Genomic DNA, 18389 nt, shown 5'->3' with positions numbered 1-18389 from the left:
TGGTCAGAGCGCCTGCGTGGGCACGTGTTGGCGCAGCTCCACCTGGCGATTGGCGGCGTCCACGAACACCAGTTGCGGCCGGTGCGTGGCCACCTCGGCCTCATCGACCTGGGCGAAGGCGGCAATGATGAGCAGGTCGCCCACGGCGGCGCGGCGCGCGGCCGAGCCGTTGACCGACACCATGCCGCTGCCGCGCTGGCCCTTGATGGCGTAGGTGACGAAGCGCTCGCCGTTGTCGATGTTCCAGATGTGCACCTGTTCGTTTTCCACGAGGTTCGCGGCGTCGAGCAGGTCTTCGTCGATCGCGCAGGAGCCTTCGTAGTGCAGTTCGCAGTGCGTGGCGGTGGCGCGGTGGATCTTGGATTTCAGCAGGGTGCGTTGCATGGCGGAATGGTCGAAAAAAGAGAGAAGGCGTGCGGTGAGGCGGTCAGCGGATCGGGGGGACCAGGATGGTCGGCGCGGCCGGGGCGGCCCGCTCGGGGTAGTCGCGGCTGTAGTGCAGGCCCCGGCTTTCGCGGCGCATCTGGGCCGAGCGCACGATCAGCTCGGCCACCTGCACCAGGTTGCGCAGCTCCAGCAGGTCGCGCGTGACGTGGAAGTGGGCGTAGAACTCTTCGATCTCGGCCTGCAGCAGCGTGATGCGGTGCGCCGCGCGCTCCAGGCGCTTGTTGGTGCGCACGATGCCCACGTAGTCCCACATGAAGCGGCGCAGTTCGTCCCAGTTGTGCGAGATGACCACGCATTCGTCGGCATCGGTGACCTGGCTGTCGTCCCATGGCGGCACGTCGGGCACGGGCTCGGCCTGGGCGGTGGCGATGGCCTGCGCTGCCGCGCGCGCGAAGACCATGCATTCCACCAGCGAGTTGCTCGCCAGCCGGTTGGCGCCGTGCAGGCCGGTGCAGGCCGTCTCGCCGATGGCCAAGAGGCCGGGCAGGTCGGTGCGGCCGGCCAGATCGGTGAGCACGCCGCCGCAGGTGTAGTGCGCCGCCGGCACCACGGGAATGGGCTCCTTCGTGATGTCCAGGCCCAGCTCGGCGCAGCGCGCGAGGATGTTGGGAAAGTGCTCCTGGATGAACGCGGGGCTCTGGTGCGAAATATCGAGGTGCACGCAATCCAGGCCGTGGCGCTTCATCTCGTAGTCGATGGCGCGGGCCACCACGTCGCGCGGGGCGAGTTCGGCGCGTGGGTCGTGCTGCGGCATGAAGCGCGTGCCGCCAGCCGATTCGGGCAGCCTGAGCTGTCCGCCCTCGCCGCGCACCGCCTCGGTGATGAGGAACGACTTGGCATGAGGGTGGTACAGGCAGGTCGGGTGGAACTGGATGAACTCCAGGTTGGACACGCGGCAGCCCGCGCGCCAGGCCGCGGCGATGCCGTCGCCCGTGGCCGTGTCGGGGTTGGTGGTGTACAGGTACACCTTGCCCGCGCCGCCCGTGGCCAGGATGGTCTGCGGCGCCCGGAAGGTGACGACCTCGTCGGTGCCCTCGTCCAGCGCATACAGCCCCAGGCAGCGCTGCGGCCCGCCACGGCGCAGCTTGTGCGGGGTGATCAGGTCCACCAGCGTGTGCTGCTCGAAGAGCGTGATGCCCGGCGTGGCGCGCACCGTGTCGATCAGGGTGCGCTGCACGGCGGCGCCGGTCGCGTCGGTGGCATGCACGATGCGGCGCGCGCCGTGGCCGCCCTCGCGCGTGAGGTGCAGGGCGCCGTCCTCCTGCGAGAACGGCACGCCCAGGCCCTGCAGCCAGCGAATGGCCTCGGGCGCGTTCTCCACCACGAAGCGCGTGGCGGCCAGGTCGCACAGCCCTGCGCCGGCCACCAGCGTGTCCTGCACGTGGGCGTCGTAGGTGTCGCCCTCGGCCAGCACGGCGGCGATGCCGCCCTGCGCCCAGGCACTGGCCCCGTCCTGCAGCGCGCGCTTGGTGATGACCGCCACGCGGTGCGTGGGCGCCAGGTGCAGCGCGGCCGACAGCCCGGCCAGCCCGCTGCCGATGATGAGAACGTCGAAATCGTGCGTTGGCATGGTGTGGCTCGTGAACGGTTCGGGCGTATGGACGCGTGTGGGCAGAAAGGCCGCGGCACACGGCCGCTGCGGTGAAGAAAGGCCGGCTAGACCGGCGTGTAGGCCAGCCGCACGTAAATGGGCGCGAACGCCTCGGCCTGGGTGATCTCGATCAGGGTTTCCTTGGCAAGCTCCAGCAATGCGATGAAGGTCACCACCAGCACGGTGCTGCCTTTTTCGGGCTCGAACAACTCTTCGAACGGTACGAAGCGCCGGCCCTGCAGCGTTTTGAGCACCGCGCTCATGTATTCGCGCACGCTCAGTTCCTCGCGGGTGATTCGGTGGTGCTGCACCAGCTTGGCGCGCCGCAGAATGTCGCGCCACGCCTCCTGCAGGTCGGCCACATGCACGTCGGGAAAGCGCGGCTGCAGGCTCTGCTCGATGTGCACCTGCGCCCGCAGGAAGTCGCGTCCGTATTGCGGCAGGCGCGACAGGCCGGCGGCAGCCAGCTTGATCTGTTCGTATTCGAGCAGGCGGCGCACGAGTTCGGCGCGCGGGTCTTCGGGCTCGGCGCTGCCTTCCTGCTTCTTGGGCGGCAGCAGCATGCGCGACTTGATCTCGATGAGCATGGCCGCCATCAGCAGATACTCGGCCGCCAGCTCCAGGTTGCGGCTGCGGATTTCGTCCACGTACACCAGGTATTGGCGCGTGACGCCCACCATGGGGATGTCCAGGATGTTGAAGTTCTGCTTGCGGATCAGGTACAGCAGCAGATCGAGCGGCCCCTCGAACGCTTCGAGGAACACCTCCAGCGCATCGGGCGGGATGTACAGGTCGGTGGGCAGCGCGAACAGCGGCTCGCCATACAGGCGCGCCAGCGCCACGGCATCCACGACCTGGGGGGAGGCCCCCTCGGCGGCCAGCGAGGGCGCGGGTGCCGTGTCCGCAGCGGTGTTCATCGGTTGCTATTGAAAATATAGCTGCCAGCGCTATTTGCTATTGCGCTGGAGGGCATTTTGATGCCTGAAAAATCAGCCTTGGGTCTGGTAAACGTAGGGCTTTTGCGGCACGCTGGCCTCGTCGTATTCGCCCCAGATGCTGCGGTCCACCCGCTTGTCCCACAGCAGCGCGCGGCCGGCCTGCTGCTGCGCGTCCAGCTCGGGCTTCTCGGTCTTGAGCTGGTTGATGAACTGGGTGGTGTCGGACTGGTAGTCGGGGCGGCGAAAGAAAGACATGGCGGTGGGTGCAGTCGCTGTAGGGAGGCGGCGATTTTACCGGGCGGCGCCCGTGCCCGGCGCCGCGCCCCCGGCACGCTACAGTGCCAACCCTGAATCCCCCTCGGAAAGGCCCTCGATGAACACCCCCCGATGGAGCGCCCCCGTGGTCCGGGCGCTGCGCGCCACTGGCCTCGCCTGCGCGCTCGGCACCATGGCGGCCCTGCTGGCCGGGTGCGACCCCCAACGCATCAGCGAACTGGAGGAGGGCAGCTCGACCGAGGCCGACGTGCGCTCGCGCTTCGGCGAGCCCGAGCGCGTGTGGGACGAGCCCGGCGGCGCCCGCACCTTCGAATACAACCGCCAGCCAGCCGGCCACCAGAACTACATGATCACCATCGGCCCGGACGGCCGCATGAGTTCGCTGCGCCAGGTGCTGGCGCCGCACAACTTCGAGCAGATCGTGCCCGGCATGGCCATGGAAGACGTGCGCCGCCGCCTGGGCAAACCCATGAAGGCCGTCACGTACGAACGCAAGGGCGAAACCGCCTGGGACTGGCGCTGGAACGACGGCGGCAACCAGCCCATGGTCTTCACCGTGTACTTCGACGGCCAAGGCCGGGTGCTGCGCAGCGGCAGCGCGGTCGAGATCCGCGACGGCCGCTAGCCATACCCCGCGCCGCCCCGCAGGCGCCGGGCGGGGCGCCGGAATGCCGCTGGCGCGTTGTTTGCATGGCCTTGCGGTGTTGGAGTAGCCTGTGACACCCATCCGCCCCGCCATGCCTGAACAACCATCGCCATCTCCCGCACCCGCGCCGCCGCCCGTGCCGCCGCCGCCGGCGTCAGCGCCGCTCTACCCCATGGAGTCGCTGCGCCACGGCCACTACGAAGACGTGCAGGCACTCTTTGCCGGCACATTGTTCGTGGCCATGGCGCTCATGCTGTTCGGGCAGGCGGGGCTGCTCATCGGCAGCACGGCGGGCATCGCCTTCTTGCTGCACTACGTGACCGACATCTCCTTCGGCAAGCTGTTCTTTGCCATCAACCTGCCGTTCTACTGGTTCGCCTGGACGCGCATGGGGCGCGAGTTCACCATCAAGACGTTCCTTTCGGTGGCGCTGCTGTCGGTGCTGACCGAGCTGTTTCCGCACGTCATGCACGTGGACTACCTCAACCCGCTCTTCGCCGCCGTGCTGGGCGGGCTGCTGCTGGGCACCGGCTGCCTGTTCCTCGCCCGCCACAAATCCAGCCTGGGCGGGGCGACCATCCTGTCGCTGTATCTGCAGCAAAGCCGCGGGGTGCGCGCCGGCAAGGTGCAGATGGCCATCGACTGCGTGGTGGTGCTGCTGGCGCTGTTCGTGGTGCCGCCGGACCGGGTGGCCTATTCGGTCCTGGCGGTGCTGGTCATGAGTGGTTTTTTATGGATCAGCCATCGGCCGGGGCGGTATGTGGGGCATTGAGCGCCACTGATAAAGCTAGAGTTCGTGAGCCCGTTTGCGCTCGTCAGTTGGGCCCGGTCATCGGACAAGACAGGGTTTGCCTCTCCGGTAGCGGAGAGTTGCTCCAGTCAGGTGCCTCTTTCTTCTGGAACCCCTCCAGAGATTGGTAACCCGTCACGTTCCAGCGGTAGTCGCTGGCCTGTGTCACTTCGATCACTGGGTAGAGGCATTGGCTGCTGCGTTTTTTCAGACGAAAGACGATTCGCTTCGGGCCATCCTCAGCGTTCTTTTCCAGTATCTCGTATGGCGTCGGCTTGCAGGTACTGAACGCTGAACGCCATTCGATCGTTTTCGCACGTACCTGCAATGCGCCGGAACAGGCCCTGCCAGTACCGTCGAAGACGCCGGTAAAGAGCTTTTCCGATGCTGCCGCAGTGCTTGAGCTAATGCCGATAGCGGCGGCCAACACTGAATTTATTACTGCGTGCATGTTGTTGTCTTGCCACTTCGAATAAGAATTAAGCAATAGTCAAGTTTTCTTGCGTACATCGAATCTCCTACGTTATATTTTGACGCTACGCTTGATGATGTAATCATTGCCCAGCCTGTTATAACTTTTTTCAATTTTGCTTTTTGATATTTAAGTAATTGTCCGGTCTTCAGTATGTGTGCCGCAGGATTGAGTTTTTTTATTATTTCAACTGTGCTACTCCTCTCGTTGGCAATTTTGGCGATGCTATCCCCAGGTTTTACTGTCACTTCATAGATGGCTTGGTCTGCATCTAAAACGCTTTTGATTGAATAGTTTGCTAAGCGCATTAATAAATAGCCAATTCCTGCGCGAATATTATGTGATGGCAGGGTAGTTGCTGTGCCAGCCGTCAATAAATTCCTCCAGGCCGGTGGGATGATTAAGTCACCTCCTTCTTTACTTGAAAGAAGAGATTGAAGTCCTGGATCGCCAGGATTTCCGATTTGCATTGGATTTGATGTCCATTTCGGACTTTCTGCGCCAGTTTCCACCCAGACCATGGCCTTGATTAACTGCCAATCCAGTGCTATGTACCCAGTTGTGCTGGACAAATGGCGATTGTATTCGTTGGTGGCGATTTGAATTTCGCAATCCAGCGAATTCCATTTGGAGTCGCCTACTGCTTTGTTGATTCCGTCCTGCCATTTCTCGAAACCGGTTTTAGCTGTATTTCGCGTTGTCATATATCACCTTCCTTTGTTGGTTGTATTCATAGTGAATTCGCTAATGCATAGCAGTTCTTGCTTCAGCCCATTTAATGGATATGACCTAGCAATAACTGTAGGGGCCAGTGGCTTGGTGCGGTAGCCTTTTGAAAAGAAGGTCTGTCGCGTTACGTACGCTTCTCAACAAGCAGCTAGTCAGCGCACGCGCATGCCAGGCGTCGCGCCCGGCCAAGGCTCCAGCACATGGATGCCCGGATGGGCCTTTTCATCGCCGTGGCTGGCGGCCAGCACCATGCCTTCGCTGATGCCGAACTTCATCTTGCGCGGGGCGAGGTTGGCCACCATGACGGTGAGCTTGCCGATCAGATCCGCGGGCTGGTAGGCGCTGGCGATGCCGCTGAACACGTTGCGGTGGCTGCCTTCGCCCACGTCGAGCGTCAGGCGCAGCAGCTTGGTCGAGCCTTCGACCGGCTCGCAGTTCACGATCTGCGCGATGCGCAGGTCGATCTTGGCGAAGTCGTCGATGGTGATGGTGGGCGCGATCTCTTCGCCGCCGGGCACGGTCTTTTCGGGCGCTGGGGTGGCAGGCGGCTCGAACAGGGCGTCGAGCTGCTTCACATCCACGCGCTGCATCAGGTGCTGGTACGCACCGATGGCGTGGCCTGCGCCCAGCAGGGTCCGTGCGTCGGCCGAGGTGAGCGGCGGCACGTTCAAGAAGGCTTCGACCTGGGCCGCCAGCGCCGGCAAGACGGGCTTGAGGTAGATGGTCAGCAGGCGGAAGGATTCGATGCAGGTCGTGCACACGTCTTGCAGGCGTGCGTCCATGCCTTCCTGCTTGGCCAGTTCCCAGGGCTTGTTGGCGTCCACGTATTCGTTCACGCGGTCGGCCAGCAGCATGACTTCGCGCAGGGCGCGTGCGGTGTCGCGTTTTTCCAGCGCTTCGGAGATGGTGCCGGCCTGGCCCGACAGCGTGGACAGCAGGGTTTGGCCGTCGCCGCTCATGGCGCCCAACTGGCCGCCGAAGCGCTTGGCGATGAAGCCGGCCGCGCGCGAGGCGATGTTGATGAACTTGCCGATCAAGTCGCTGTTGACCCGGGCCATGAAATCTTCGGGATTGAAGTCGATGTCTTCATTGCGGCCATTGAGCTTGGCGGCGATGTAGTAGCGCAGCCACTCGGGGTTCATGGACAGGCCCAGGTACTTGAGGGGGTCCAGGCCCGTGCCGCGGCTCTTGCTCATCTTCTCGCCGTTGTTCACGGTGAGAAAGCCGTGCACGCAGATCTTGTCCGGCGTCTTGCGGCCGCTGAACTTCAGCATGGCGGGCCAGAACAGGGTGTGGAAGGTGACGATGTCCTTGCCGATGAAGTGGTACTGCTCAAGCAGCGGATCGGCCATGTAGGCCTCGTAGTCTTCGCCGCGCTTTTCCAGCAGGTTCTTGAGCGAGGCGAGGTAGCCCACGGGCGCATCGAGCCACACGTAGAAATACTTGCCGGGCGCATCGGGGATCTCGATGCCGAAGTAGGGCGCGTCGCGGCTGATGTCCCAGTCGCCCAGGCCTTCGCTGGTGCTGCCGTCCGGGTTGGTTCGCACGGTGAACCATTCCTTGACCTTGTTGGCCACCTCGGGCTGCACGTGCACGCCGTTCTGCGTCCAGTCCTGCAGGAACTCCACGCAGCGCGGGTCGGAGAGCTTGAAGAAGAAGTGCTCCGAGCTTTTCAGCACCGGCTTGGCGCCCGACAGCGCCGAGAAGGGGTTGATGAGGTCGGTGGGCGCATAGACGGCGCCGCAGTTCTCGCAGTTGTCGCCGTACTGGTCCTTGGCATGGCACCGGGGGCATTCGCCCTTGATGAAGCGGTCGGGCAGGAACATGTTCTTCTCAGGGTCGAAGAACTGCTCGATGGTGCGCGTTTCGATGAGGCCGTTGGCCTTGAGGTCGCGGTAGATCTGCTGGGCGAGCGCGTGGTTTTCCGGCGCATCGGTGTTGTGCCAGTTGTCGAACGCGATGTGAAAGCCGTCCAGGTAGGGCTTGCGGCCCGCGGCGATGTCGGCCACGAACTGCTGGGGCGTCTTGCCGGCCTTCTCGGCCGCGATCATGATCGGCGCGCCGTGGGCGTCGTCCGCGCCCACGAAGTTCACCTGGGCGCCCTGCATTCTTTGATACCGCACCCAGATGTCGGCCTGGATGTATTCCATGATGTGGCCGATGTGGAAGTTGCCGTTGGCATATGGCAGGGCGGTGGTGACGAAGATCTTGCGTGCGGTCATCGGGTGCGGGCGTTCGGGGTGGGCCGCGAAAAACGCGGACAAGCTGCGGATTTTAGGCGCTCGCCCCGGCCCGTGCCGCCCTGCCATGCGGTGTGGTGCGTTGCGTGCGGGTCTGGCGCGTCAGAGGGCCGTGCGCCGTCCCGCACACCGCGCCTTGCGGATCAATCGGCAGGCGCCCGCACTGCGTTGCCCGCATCGGACCAGCCGAAGAAGCGGCAGATCTCGCTGCGGCGCGCCAGGGCGTCCGCGCGGCCGAGGGCCATCAGTTCGCGCGTGTACCCGGCTTCGAACAGCAGGTAGCTGGCCAGCGCGGCGCCGCGCACGTCCTTCATGTTGGAGGTCACGCCCAGACCGCCCAGCAGCGTGCGGATGGGCCGGGGCAGCTCGCCCACGTAGCGGGCGGCCACCGCGTCCAGCCGCTGCGAGGGGGCGATCACCAGCAGCTCCAGCGGGCGCAGCGCGCTGTGGGCGCGCACCTCGGGCGGGATCAGCGCGAGCGTCTGGTTGATCCGCTGGGCGCGCTCCACATCGACCGACAGCGCATCCAGGAAGATGTTGGACAGCGTGTGCCCGGCGATCTGCGCGAGCGACGGGTAGGCGGGCGAATCGCTGTGCTGCGCCTCGCCCGCCGGCTCGTGCATGCGGCCCGCGCCCACCACCAGAATGCGTTCGGCCCCCAGGTGGATGGCCGGTGCGATGGGGGCGGACTGCCGCATCGAACCATCGCCGAAGTATTCGGTGTGGCCGTCGATGCCAAGGGCCGTGGCGGGAAAGACGAAGGGGATTGCCGACGATGCCAGCAGGTGCTCGTGCGTGATGCGGTCGCGCGTGGCCTTGCGCTGCGACCGCACCCACGGCTGCTGCGCCTGCGCGGCCTCGAAGAAGGTGACGTGCTCGCCCGAGCTGTAGCTCGATGCGGTGATGGCCAGGGCCTGCAGATGCCCCTGGCGGATCAGCTTGGGCAGCCGCACCAGCGGCACCAGTTGCGTGAGCAGGCCGGTCAGGGGCGAGTTGTCCAGCAGCGAGCGCGGCCGCATGCGCCGCCAGCGCGCGAGCAGCCAGCCCAGCGACATCAGCGTGAGCCAGCCCGCGCCGCTGCGCATCACGCTCAGCGAATCGGCGCGATAGACCTGGTGCGCGTGGAAGTTGCGCCACACGCGGGCGATGCGGCGCACGGCCCGGTCGAAATGGTCCGCACCGCAAGCCAGGGCGGCCGCGTTGATCGCCCCGGCCGAGGTGCCGGTGATGATCGGAAACGGGTTGGGCTCGCGGCCCGCGCCACAGGCCATGCGCAGGTCGGAGATCGCCTCCAGCACGCCCACCTGATAGGCCGCGCGGGCCCCGCCGCCGGTCAGCACCAGGCCGATGGGGCGGGGCGATGCGGGGGCAACGGGCGGCGGCGGCGCGGCGGAAAACGGCGGCATGGCGGGCCTCCTTGTCGTAGGTGCGGGCTCAGGCGCCGGGCGGCGGCGCCTTCAGCAGCAGGGCGGCCAGGGCGTCGGCCTCGATCAGCGCGATGCCATGCTCGCGGGCGTAGCTGCGGGCGTTGTCGCTCACGGTCCCTTGCAGCGCGATGTATGCGCTGCCGTGGGCGTCCTGGGCCTGGGCGGCGGTGTGCAGGTCGCGCAGCGGCTCCACGCCATGCGTGGCGGCCTTCCAGCGGCGGGCGCTGACCAGCGTCACCTGCCCGGCCTTTTCCAGGCAGAGATCGGCCTGCAGGCCGGTCAGCCGGCGCACGGCGTAGCCCTCGGCCTGCCAGGCGCGCTCCAGCGCGTCGGCGAAGGTGCGCCAGGGCATGTCGGCCGCCTGGGCGAGCACGGCCTGCACCCGCGCGCTGCTGGGCGCGCGCCACTGGCGCCATGCAGCCAGGCAGCCCACGCCGAAGATCGGCATTGCGCCCACTGCGGCGTAGGGGGCGATGTGCGAGGGCAACAGGGCTCCGCACGCCAGCGCGATCAACCCGGCCACCGACCAGCTGACCCACCACGGCGAGCGCAGCAGGATCGCGAACAGGGAGTTGGGGGCCATCTTGAATTTCACGGGGATCCTTGTGCTGAAGCGGGTTGATTGCGTGCGTGCGTACGGCCGAGCCGCGCGAGACCTGCGCATTGTCCCCGCCCCTGCGGGGTTGGCGGATCAGGGAATAGACTACCGGCCCCCTAAGGAGTTATTGGCATGGCAGTCACAGAACAGGCGCTTTTGGCGGCGCTCGCAAGCGTAAGCGATCCGCACACGGGCAAGGATTTCGTCAGCGCGCGCGCGGTGCGCAACGTGCGCGTCACGGGCGGCGATGTCGCCTTCGACGTGGAACTGGGCTACCCCGCCAAGAGCCTGGTGCCCGAGCTGGAGCGCCAGTGCATCGCAGCGGCCCGGACCGTGCCCGGGGTGGAGCAGGTCACCGTTCGCATCACCAGCCAGGTCGTCGCCCATGCGGTGCAGCGCGGGGTGCCGCTGCTGCCGCAGGTCAAGAACATCATCGCCGTGGCGTCGGGCAAGGGCGGCGTGGGCAAGAGCACCACGGCCGCCAACCTGGCCCTGGCCCTGGCTGCCGAAGGCGCCAGCGTGGGCGTGCTGGATGCCGACATCTACGGCCCCAGCCAGCCCATGATGCTGGGCATTGCCGGCAAGCCCGAGAGCGCCGACGGCAAGACCATGGAACCCCTGCGCAACCATGGCGTGCAGGTGATGTCGATCGGCTTCCTGGTCGATGCCGACCAGGCCATGATCTGGCGCGGCCCCATGGCCACGCAGGCGCTGGAGCAGCTGCTGCGCCAGACCAACTGGCAGGACCTTGATTACCTCATCGTGGACATGCCGCCCGGCACCGGCGACATCCAGCTGACCCTGAGCCAGCGCGTGCCCATGACCGGTGCGGTGATCGTCACCACCCCGCAGGACATCGCCCTGCTGGACGCCAGGAAGGGCATCAAGATGTTCGAGAAGGTGGGCGTGCCCATCCTGGGCATCGTCGAGAACATGGCGGTGCACGTTTGCAGCCAGTGCGGCCACGCCGAGCACATCTTCGGCGAAGGCGGCGGCCAGCGCATGGCCGCCGAATACGGCATGGATTACCTGGGCGGGCTGCCGCTGGACATGCAGATCCGGCTGCAGGCCGACAACGGCGCCCCTACCGTGGTGGCCGACCCCGAGGGCGACGTGGCCCGCATCTACAAGAAGATGGCGCGCGACATCGCGGTGAAGGTGGCCCAACAGGCCAAGGATTTCTCGTCCAAATTCCCCACCATTTCCGTCAGCAAGACCACCTGAACGCGCCGCCGCCGGTGCATGCACCGCTGTCCTTGCTGTTGCCTGATAGCGCGAAAAAAACATGACATGTTGTGTGCCATGTGTCTTGACGTAGCTCAAGCATTGCGCTGAAACTGTTCATCGAACCCGCGCCAAGGGGGGCGCGAGAACGTCGAGAAGAGCACACCAGAGAGGAACGCATGTCATCCACGCAACCTGGTTTTCTGGACAAGGATCGCATCATCGCCGGCCCCGGTTTCAATCGGTGGCTCGTTCCTCCGGCGGCCTTGGCGATCCATCTGTGCATCGGCATGGCCTACGGGTTCTCGGTGTTCTGGCTGCCGCTGTCCAAGGCCCTTTCCACGTCCGGCACCGGCGCTGCCTGTCCCAAGGACATGAGCTTCTTCGCCGAGCTGTTCGCCTCCGGCTGCGACTGGCGCGTGGCCACGCTGGGCTGGATGTACACCCTGTTTTTCGTGTTCCTTGGCTGCTCGGCCGCCATCTGGGGCGGCTGGCTGGAGCGTGCCGGTCCGCGCAAGGCGGGTGTCGTGTCGGCGGTGTGCTGGTGCGGCGGCATGCTGCTGTCGGCGCTGGGCATCCACTTGCACCAGTTCTGGCTGATGATCCTGGGCTCGGGCGTCATCGGCGGCATCGGGCTGGGGCTGGGCTACATCTCGCCGGTGTCCACGCTCATCAAATGGTTTCCCGACCGGCGGGGCATGGCGACCGGCATGGCCATCATGGGCTTCGGCGGCGGCGCGATGATCGGCTCGCCCCTGGCGGTGGACCTGATGAAGCGGTTTTCCACCCCCACCGACGTGGGCGTGATGCAGACCTTCGTGGTGATGGCCCTCGTCTATTTCGTCTTCATGATGGCTGGCGCTCTCGGCTACCGCGTGCCCGCCACGGGCTGGAAGCCGGCCGGCTGGACGCCTCCTCCACCCAGCGCCAACACCATGATCACGCAGCGCCATGTGCATGTGAAGCGCGTGTGGGGCATTCCGCAGTTCTGGCTGGTGTGGGTCGTGCTGTGCATGAACGTGAGCGCGGGCATCGGCGTGATCGGCATGGCCTCGCCCATGCTGCAGGAGGTGTTCGGCGGCGCGCTCATCGGTGTGCCTCAGAAATTCGGCGAACTCGACAAGGCGCAGCTGGCGGCCATCGCGGCCGTGGCTGGCGGCTTCACCGCGCTGCTGTCGCTGTTCAACATCGGCGGCCGGTTCTTCTGGGCCAGCCTGTCGGACAAGCTGGGCCGCAAGATGACCTACGTGGTGTTCTTCGTACTGGGCGGCCTGCTGTATGCCAGCATTCCCAGCTCGGCCGGGGCCGGCAGCAAGCTGCTGTTCGTGGGGGCGTTCTGCCTCATCCTCTCGATGTACGGCGGCGGCTTCGCCACGGTGCCGGCGTACCTCGCCGACCTGTTCGGCACGCAGTTCGTGGGCGCCATCCATGGCCGTCTGCTCACCGCCTGGGCCACGGCCGGCATCCTGGGCCCGGTGGTCGTCAACTACATGCGCGAGTACCAGCTCGGCCTTGGCCTGCCGCGCGAGCAGGTCTATAACCAGACCATGTACATCCTGGTGGGCATGCTGGTCATCGGCCTGATCGCCAACCTGTTGGTGCGCCCGCTGGCCGACAAATGGTTCATGAGCGATGAAGAACTGGCCCACGAGAAAAAGCTCGCGCACGAGAAATCGCTGGCGACCGAGGTGGGCTCGGGCACCGGGGCCGGCAGCGCCACCAGCCCGGCGCTCGTGGCATTCGCCTGGGCCGCCGTGGGCCTTCCCCTGGCCTGGGGCATCTACAAGACCCTGGTGAGCGCGGCCAAGTTCTTCCAGTAAGGGCGGGGCGTCATGGTGCTGCCAGGCGCTCTTCACCGGCGGATCAATGCCGCCGCGGTCCGGTTCGCCGCCGAGCACGCAGGCAGTTTCACGCTGGAGCCACCGCAGGGCGGCGCGGCCCAGGCGCCGCTGCTGCGCTGCGCCGGGCGTCTGCTGAATGGCGACTTCTCGGTGGCTGACCGATTCACCGCGCACGGCGGCGTGCGTGCCACGGTGTTCGCCCGGCAGGGCAACGACTTCGTGCGCATCGCCACCTCGGTCCGCAAGCAGGACGGCGAGCGCGCAGTGGGCACGCTGCTCGATCGCTCCCACCCCGCTTATGCCAACCTGCTGGCGGGGCGGGCCTATGCGGGCTACGCCACGGTGTTCGGCCGCCAGAACATGACACGCTACGACCCGGTGCGCGATGCGTCCGGCCAGGTCGTGGGCGTGCTTTACGTGGGCCTGGATGTCAGCGAGATTCCGGCCTTGAACCTGGCGGGCCGGCTGGCCCTGTCGGTGCTGGCGGTGCAATACGTCCTGTGGGCGCTGGCCTGGCTGGTGTTTCCGCCGCTGCCCGCTGCCTGGGTGGCGGTGGTTGCGGGGCTACCGCTGATCGCGGCGGCCGTGGTTTACCGCACGGTGCATCGCGGCATTGCGCGGCCGGTGGCCCAGGGGCGTGCGGCGGCGCAGCGCATTGCGGCGGGCGACCTCACCACCCAGATGCACGTTGCCCGGCGCGACGAGGTGGGGCAAATGCTGCAGGCCATCAACGGCATCGGCGTGGGCTTGGCCGGGCTGGTGGGCAATGTGCGGCGTGGCGCGGACGGGTTGCGCCTGTCCACCAGCGAGATCGCGGCGGGCAACAGCGATCTGGCCACACGCACCGAGCAGCAGGCCGGCGAGGTCAACAGCGCCGCCTCGGCGCTGGAGCAACTCACGGCCACGGTGGGGCAGAACGCCGAGCACGCCCGGCGCGTCAACGGGCTCATGGGCTCGGTTTCGCAGGCCGCCGAGCAAAGCGGTGCGGCGGTGGATCGGGTCGTCGCCACCATGGGCGGCATCCGCGAGGGCGCGCACCGCATCCGCGACATCATCGGCATCATCGACAGCATCGCCTTCCAGACCAACATCCTGGCGCTGAATGCCGCGGTCGAGGCCGCCCGTGCGGGCGAGCAGGGCCGGGGCTTCGCGGTGGTGGCGGGCGAGGTGCGGGCGCTGGCCCAGCGCTCGGGCGATGCGGCGCGGGAGATCCGCGGCCTCATCGCCGCATCGGTCGAGCGGGTGGACGCGGGCGGCGGCCTGGTGGACGATGCGCGCCAGTCCATGCAGGGCATCGCCCACTCGATCGCCGAAGTCACGCGCCTGATCGAAGGCATTGCCGCAGCGAGCGGCCAGCAAAGCAGCGGCATCGACGGCATCCACCAGAGCGTCGCCCGCATCGAGCAGATGACCCAGCAGAATGCGGCGCTGGTGGAGGAGGCAGCGGCTGCCGCCCTGCGCATGCGCGAGCAGGCGGCGGCCCTGGCCGACGCGGCAGCCACCTTCAAAACGCCCTAGCATGGTGGCCGCTGCGGAATGCCGCGCGCGCGGCGATGTCCAACCCGGCCGCGCTCTCGGGCGCCCACTCTGATCGCCGTTCGTTTCGCCTTGGAGCAGGAGACCACGATGACCGACAAGAAAATCGAGTTCTACAAAGGCCCGGCCGGTGGCTGGGGCGCGCTGCGCTCCGTCGGCCGCGCCCTTCAGTACCAGGGCATTCCCCTCAAGGGGGCCAAGACCCTGCTATCGGCCAACCAGCCCGACGGATTCGACTGCCCCGGCTGCGCCTGGCCCGACCGCAACCACGCGTCCACCTTCGAGTTCTGCGAGAACGGCGCCAAGGCCGTCGCGGCCGAGGCCACGGCCCGCCGCGCGGGGCCGGAGCTTTTCGCCCGGCATTCGGTGGCTGCCCTGGCCGAGCAGAGCGACTTCTGGCTGGAAGACCAGGGCCGGCTCACCCACCCCATGGTGTACGACGCGGCCAGCGACCACTACGTGCCGATTGCCTGGGACGATGCCTTCGCGCTCATCGCCCGGCACCTGAACGCGCTGCCCGATCCGAACCAGGCCATCTTCTACACCTCGGGCCGCGCCAGCAACGAGGCCGCCTTCCTGTACCAGCTGTTCGTGCGCGAATACGGCACCAACAATTTTCCCGACTGCTCCAACATGTGCCACGAGCCCAGCGGCAGCGCCATGCGCCCGCAGATCGGCGTGGGCAAGGGCACGGTCACGCTGCAGGACTTCGAGGAGGCCGACGCCATCTTCATCTTCGGGCAGAACCCCGGCACCAACCACCCGCGCATGCTGGGCGAGCTGCGCGCAGCGCACAAGCGCGGTGCGCAGATCGTGAGCTTCAACCCGCTGCGCGAGCGCGGCCTGGAGCGCTTTCAGGACCCCCAGAACAAGATGGAGATGGCCACGCTCGGCTCCACGCCCATCAGCACGCATTACTTTCAGCTGCGCGTGGGCGGCGACCTGGCGCTCGTCAAGGGAATGATGAAGCACCTGATCGAGGCGGAGGACCGGGACGGCGGCGTGCTCGACCATGCCTTCATCGCCGAGCACACCACCGGCATCGACGGCCTGCTGGCCGACCTGCGCGCCGAGTCGTGGCCGCTGCTGGAGGAGGAATCCGGCCTGCCCGAGGCGCAGATACGCGCCGCGGCCGAGGTGTACCGCAATGCCCGGCGCGTGATCGCCTGCTGGGGCATGGGCATCACCCAGCACCGGCACTCGGTGGCCACCATCCAGATGATCGTCAACTGGCTGCTGCTGCGCGGCAACATCGGCCGGCCCGGCGCTGGCCCGTGCCCCGTGCGCGGCCACAGCAACGTGCAGGGCGACCGCACCATGGGCATCTGGGAAAAGCCCCCGGCCGCGCTGCTGGACAAGCTGCAGGAGGTGTTCGGCTTCGAGCCCCCGCGCGAGCACGGCGTCGATACCGTGGAGGCGATCCAGGCCATGCTGGACGGCAAGGGGCGCGTTTTCTTCGCGCTGGGCGGCAATTTCGCCGCCGCCACGCCCGACACGTACGAGACCTGGAAGGCGCTGCGCCGCTGCGACCTGACCGTACACGTCACCACCAAGCTCAATCGCAGCCACGTCGTGCACGGGCGCGAGGCGCTCATCCTGCCCTGCCTGGGCCGCACCGAGATCGACGTGCAGGCCGGGGGCCCGCAGGGCGTCACGGTGGAAGACTCGATGAGCATGGTGCATCTGTCGATGGGCATCAACCCGCCGGCCTCGGACCGATTGCTGTCCGAGCCCGCCATCGTCGCGCGGCTGGCTGCGGCCACCCTCGGGCCGCGCAGCCGCACCCCTTGGCTCTGGCTCGTCGAAGACTACGCCCGCATCCGCGACCAGATCGAAGCCGTGTTCGCCGACTTCAAGGACTTCAACCAGCGCGTGGCCGTGCCCGGCGGCTTTCGCCTGCGCAATACCGCCAGCGAGCGGGTATGGGCCACCGACGACCACAAGGCCCACTTCGTCGCGCACCCGGTGCCGCTGGACACGCCCTCGCACCAGGCCCGCGCCAAGCGGCGCGATACCGTCGTGTTCACGCTGCTCACCACCCGTTCGCACGACCAGTACAACACCACCATCTACGGGCATGACGACCGATACCGCGGCGTGTTCGGCCAGCGCCGCGTGGTCTTCATCCACCCCGAAGACATCCGCGCGCTGGGCATGAAGGAGGGCGACTGGGTGGACATCCACACCGTGTGGACCGACGGCCAGGAGCGCCGCGCCGACCGCTTCAAGCTCGTGGGCTACGACATTCCGCGTGGCGACCTGGCTGCCTACTACCCCGAGACCAATCCGCTCGTGCCGCTGTCATCGGTCGCGCTGAACGCGGGCACCCCCACGTCCAAGTCGATTCCCGTGGTGCTGGTGCCGCATGCGGCTGGCGCCGGTTCGCCGGGCACCGCCGACGCGGCGGCCGAGCCCGAAACCGCTCCCGTGGCGGCCATTTGACGCAGAGCGCGGCGTTGACGGACACCAACGGCGGGCTGACACCGGCGCTGCTTTTTGCGCTGGCCGAACTGCACGATCCGGGCGGCGTCTCCCTGCCGCGCCTGGCCAAACACCTCGGCCTGCCCGGCAGCACCGTTCTGCGGGGCCTGCACCTGTTGAGCGGTGCTGCGCTGGGCGGACAGCCCGGCCCCGGATGGGTGCGCGTGGCGCAGGACGAAAAGGACGGCACCCGCTGGCTGGCCTGGCTGACCGACGCCGGGCGCCGGCAATGCGCCAACGCCCTGAACACCCCGAACGCGCCGCAAGTGGCGGCCACCGACAGCCTGCACGACGATGGCAGCCCGCTGCCCGCACCCCTGGCCACCCGCCGCGTGCAGCGCCATCCGCCCATGCCCGAAACGGCCGCCGGCGCGTGGGAAGACGATGCGGTGGCCGCCGAAGTGCCGGTGGCGCTGGTCTTCAACGGGCTCTCCCACGCCGTGATGATGGCCACGCCCGCCGACCTGCATGCCTTCGCGCTGGGTTTCGCCCTGAGCGAAGGGCTCATCGACCAGCCCGCCGACTGCCACGGCATCGAAGTGCGCACGCTGAACACGCCTGCCGGCAGCCCCGCCGGCACCGCGGCGGCCTGCGAAGTGCAGATGGACATCGCCGCCCGCTGCTTCGCACGCCTGAAAGACAAGCGCCGCTCGCTCGCGGGCCGCACCGGCTGCGGCGTGTGCGGCATCGACAGCCTGCAGGCGCTCGATCTGGTGCCCGAACGCGTCACGCCGCGCGCCTGGGCCAGCGCGCTGCCGGCCGAAGCCGTTCTGCGTGCAGTGGCCGCGATGCCTGCGCTGCAATCGCTGAATGCCGCCGCCGGAGCCGTGCATGCCGCCGGCTGGGCCACGCCCGAGGGCGACCTCACCGACCTGCTCGAAGACGTCGGTCGCCACAACGCACTGGACAAGCTCATCGGCCAACTCGCGGCGCAGGGCCGGCTGGGGGAGGACGGCTTCGTCGCCATGTCCAGCCGCGCCAGCTACGAGCTGGTGCGCAAGTGCGCCCGGCTCGACATTCCCCTGCTGGCCGCCGTATCGGCCCCGACCTCGCTCGCCATCGATCTGGCGCAGCAGGCCGGCATCACGCTCTGGGGGCTGTGCCGCCCGCCTCGGGCGGTGAGGTACGTGGGGATGGACGGGGAGCGGTGAAA

General features: G+C 67.2%; 16 protein-coding genes. 7 read left to right on the top strand and 9 right to left on the bottom strand.

The genetic code is table 11. From position 1 onward, the window contains the following. Nucleotides 1-3: 3 nt before the first annotated feature. From panD to AVHM3334_RS06005, 4 genes are all read right to left on the bottom strand, one after another. Nucleotides 4-384, bottom strand: a complete 381-nt coding sequence (gene panD, locus AVHM3334_RS06020; RefSeq protein ID WP_284410524.1) for an aspartate 1-decarboxylase — start codon at nucleotides 382-384, stop codon at nucleotides 4-6. 43 nt (nucleotides 385-427) lie between these two features. Then, nucleotides 428-2017: an L-aspartate oxidase gene (gene nadB, locus AVHM3334_RS06015; RefSeq protein WP_284410522.1), complete on the bottom strand. Its 1590-nt coding sequence runs from the start codon at nucleotides 2015-2017 to the stop codon at nucleotides 428-430. Between the two features lie 86 nt (nucleotides 2018-2103). Further along, entirely contained in the window at nucleotides 2104-2955 is an 852-nt protein-coding gene (locus tag AVHM3334_RS06010; RefSeq protein ID WP_284410520.1) for a segregation and condensation protein A, read from the bottom strand. Nucleotides 2956-3027: 72 nt separating this feature from the next. Then, nucleotides 3028-3231 (bottom strand): DUF3460 family protein, encoded by a 204-nt coding sequence (locus AVHM3334_RS06005; protein WP_284393467.1) that lies wholly within the window; start codon nucleotides 3229-3231, stop codon nucleotides 3028-3030. Nucleotides 3232-3349: 118 nt separating this feature from the next. Here AVHM3334_RS06005 and AVHM3334_RS06000 point away from each other — a divergent pair, with 118 nt between their 5' ends. Next, a complete protein-coding gene (locus AVHM3334_RS06000; RefSeq protein WP_502869866.1) occupies nucleotides 3350-3877 on the top strand; it encodes an outer membrane protein assembly factor BamE in 528 nt (175 codons plus the stop codon). A gap of 112 nt (nucleotides 3878-3989) precedes the next feature. Next, the gene (locus tag AVHM3334_RS05995) at nucleotides 3990-4670 is read left to right on the top strand and encodes a DUF6198 family protein (protein ID WP_502869865.1); all 681 of its coding nucleotides are present in this window, start codon (nucleotides 3990-3992) and stop codon (nucleotides 4668-4670) included. A gap of 43 nt (nucleotides 4671-4713) precedes the next feature. Here AVHM3334_RS05995 and AVHM3334_RS05990 read toward each other — a convergent pair whose 3' ends face one another. From AVHM3334_RS05990 to AVHM3334_RS05970, 5 genes are all read right to left on the bottom strand, one after another. Beyond that, the gene (locus AVHM3334_RS05990) at nucleotides 4714-5115 is read right to left on the bottom strand and encodes a hypothetical protein (protein WP_502869864.1); all 402 of its coding nucleotides are present in this window, start codon (nucleotides 5113-5115) and stop codon (nucleotides 4714-4716) included. Nucleotides 5116-5126: 11 nt separating this feature from the next. Continuing rightward, nucleotides 5127-5864, bottom strand: coding sequence for a LysM peptidoglycan-binding domain-containing protein (locus AVHM3334_RS05985; RefSeq protein WP_284410517.1), 738 nt, complete (start codon nucleotides 5862-5864; stop codon nucleotides 5127-5129). A gap of 177 nt (nucleotides 5865-6041) precedes the next feature. Next, nucleotides 6042-8111, bottom strand: coding sequence for a methionine--tRNA ligase (gene metG / locus AVHM3334_RS05980; RefSeq protein ID WP_284410515.1), 2070 nt, complete (start codon nucleotides 8109-8111; stop codon nucleotides 6042-6044). Between the two features lie 161 nt (nucleotides 8112-8272). After that, nucleotides 8273-9535, bottom strand: coding sequence for a patatin-like phospholipase family protein (locus AVHM3334_RS05975; protein WP_284410513.1), 1263 nt, complete (start codon nucleotides 9533-9535; stop codon nucleotides 8273-8275). A 28-nt stretch (nucleotides 9536-9563) separates the two neighbouring features. Further along, nucleotides 9564-10139, bottom strand: a complete 576-nt coding sequence (locus AVHM3334_RS05970) for a restriction endonuclease (protein WP_284410716.1) — start codon at nucleotides 10137-10139, stop codon at nucleotides 9564-9566. Nucleotides 10140-10286: 147 nt separating this feature from the next. Between AVHM3334_RS05970 and apbC the strand changes: the two genes are divergently transcribed. The 5 genes from apbC (at nucleotide 10287) to fdhD (ending at nucleotide 18387) form a co-directional block, all read left to right on the top strand. Then, complete coding sequence (gene apbC, locus AVHM3334_RS05965; RefSeq protein WP_284410511.1) at nucleotides 10287-11378, top strand: iron-sulfur cluster carrier protein ApbC; 1092 nt, start codon at nucleotides 10287-10289, stop codon at nucleotides 11376-11378. 179 nt (nucleotides 11379-11557) lie between these two features. Then, nucleotides 11558-13198, top strand: coding sequence for an OFA family MFS transporter (locus tag AVHM3334_RS05960; RefSeq protein ID WP_284410509.1), 1641 nt, complete (start codon nucleotides 11558-11560; stop codon nucleotides 13196-13198). Nucleotides 13199-13210: 12 nt separating this feature from the next. Next, nucleotides 13211-14737, top strand: a complete 1527-nt coding sequence (locus tag AVHM3334_RS05955; protein ID WP_284410507.1) for a methyl-accepting chemotaxis protein — start codon at nucleotides 13211-13213, stop codon at nucleotides 14735-14737. A 108-nt stretch (nucleotides 14738-14845) separates the two neighbouring features. After that, nucleotides 14846-17197, top strand: a complete 2352-nt coding sequence (locus AVHM3334_RS05950; RefSeq protein ID WP_284410505.1) for an FdhF/YdeP family oxidoreductase — start codon at nucleotides 14846-14848, stop codon at nucleotides 17195-17197. Nucleotides 17198-17520: 323 nt separating this feature from the next. Next, nucleotides 17521-18387 carry a formate dehydrogenase accessory sulfurtransferase FdhD gene (gene fdhD, locus AVHM3334_RS23865; protein ID WP_502869869.1) on the top strand — a complete coding sequence of 289 codons (867 nt, stop codon included), beginning with the start codon at nucleotides 17521-17523 and terminating at the stop codon, nucleotides 18385-18387. Nucleotides 18388-18389: the final 2 nt, after the last annotated feature.

Origin of the sequence: Acidovorax sp. SUPP3334 (assembly GCF_030159055.1) — a bacterium.
GTDB lineage: Bacteria > Pseudomonadota > Gammaproteobacteria > Burkholderiales > Burkholderiaceae_C > Paracidovorax.
This window is presented reverse-complemented; position numbering and strand designations above follow the sequence as displayed.

What these genes read in the sequence shown, in the direction of transcription:
- AVHM3334_RS06000 (WP_502869866.1), top strand. Translation starts at nt 3,350, where the DNA reads ATGAACACCCCCCGATGGAGCGCCCCCGTGGTCCGGGCGCTGCGCGCC.
- AVHM3334_RS05955 (WP_284410507.1), top strand. Translation starts at nt 13,211, where the DNA reads ATGGTGCTGCCAGGCGCTCTTCACCGGCGGATCAATGCCGCCGCGGTC.
- AVHM3334_RS06005 (WP_284393467.1), bottom strand. Translation starts at nt 3,231, where the DNA reads ATGTCTTTCTTTCGCCGCCCCGACTACCAGTCCGACACCACCCAGTTC.
- metG (WP_284410515.1), bottom strand. Translation starts at nt 8,111, where the DNA reads ATGACCGCACGCAAGATCTTCGTCACCACCGCCCTGCCATATGCCAAC.
- AVHM3334_RS05950 (WP_284410505.1), top strand. Translation starts at nt 14,846, where the DNA reads ATGACCGACAAGAAAATCGAGTTCTACAAAGGCCCGGCCGGTGGCTGG.
- AVHM3334_RS05970 (WP_284410716.1), bottom strand. Translation starts at nt 10,139, where the DNA reads ATGGCCCCCAACTCCCTGTTCGCGATCCTGCTGCGCTCGCCGTGGTGG.
- AVHM3334_RS05995 (WP_502869865.1), top strand. Translation starts at nt 3,990, where the DNA reads ATGCCTGAACAACCATCGCCATCTCCCGCACCCGCGCCGCCGCCCGTG.
- AVHM3334_RS05960 (WP_284410509.1), top strand. Translation starts at nt 11,558, where the DNA reads ATGTCATCCACGCAACCTGGTTTTCTGGACAAGGATCGCATCATCGCC.
- nadB (WP_284410522.1), bottom strand. Translation starts at nt 2,017, where the DNA reads ATGCCAACGCACGATTTCGACGTTCTCATCATCGGCAGCGGGCTGGCC.
- panD (WP_284410524.1), bottom strand. Translation starts at nt 384, where the DNA reads ATGCAACGCACCCTGCTGAAATCCAAGATCCACCGCGCCACCGCCACG.
- AVHM3334_RS05985 (WP_284410517.1), bottom strand. Translation starts at nt 5,864, where the DNA reads ATGACAACGCGAAATACAGCTAAAACCGGTTTCGAGAAATGGCAGGAC.
- AVHM3334_RS05975 (WP_284410513.1), bottom strand. Translation starts at nt 9,535, where the DNA reads ATGCCGCCGTTTTCCGCCGCGCCGCCGCCGCCCGTTGCCCCCGCATCG.
- AVHM3334_RS06010 (WP_284410520.1), bottom strand. Translation starts at nt 2,955, where the DNA reads ATGAACACCGCTGCGGACACGGCACCCGCGCCCTCGCTGGCCGCCGAG.
- apbC (WP_284410511.1), top strand. Translation starts at nt 10,287, where the DNA reads ATGGCAGTCACAGAACAGGCGCTTTTGGCGGCGCTCGCAAGCGTAAGC.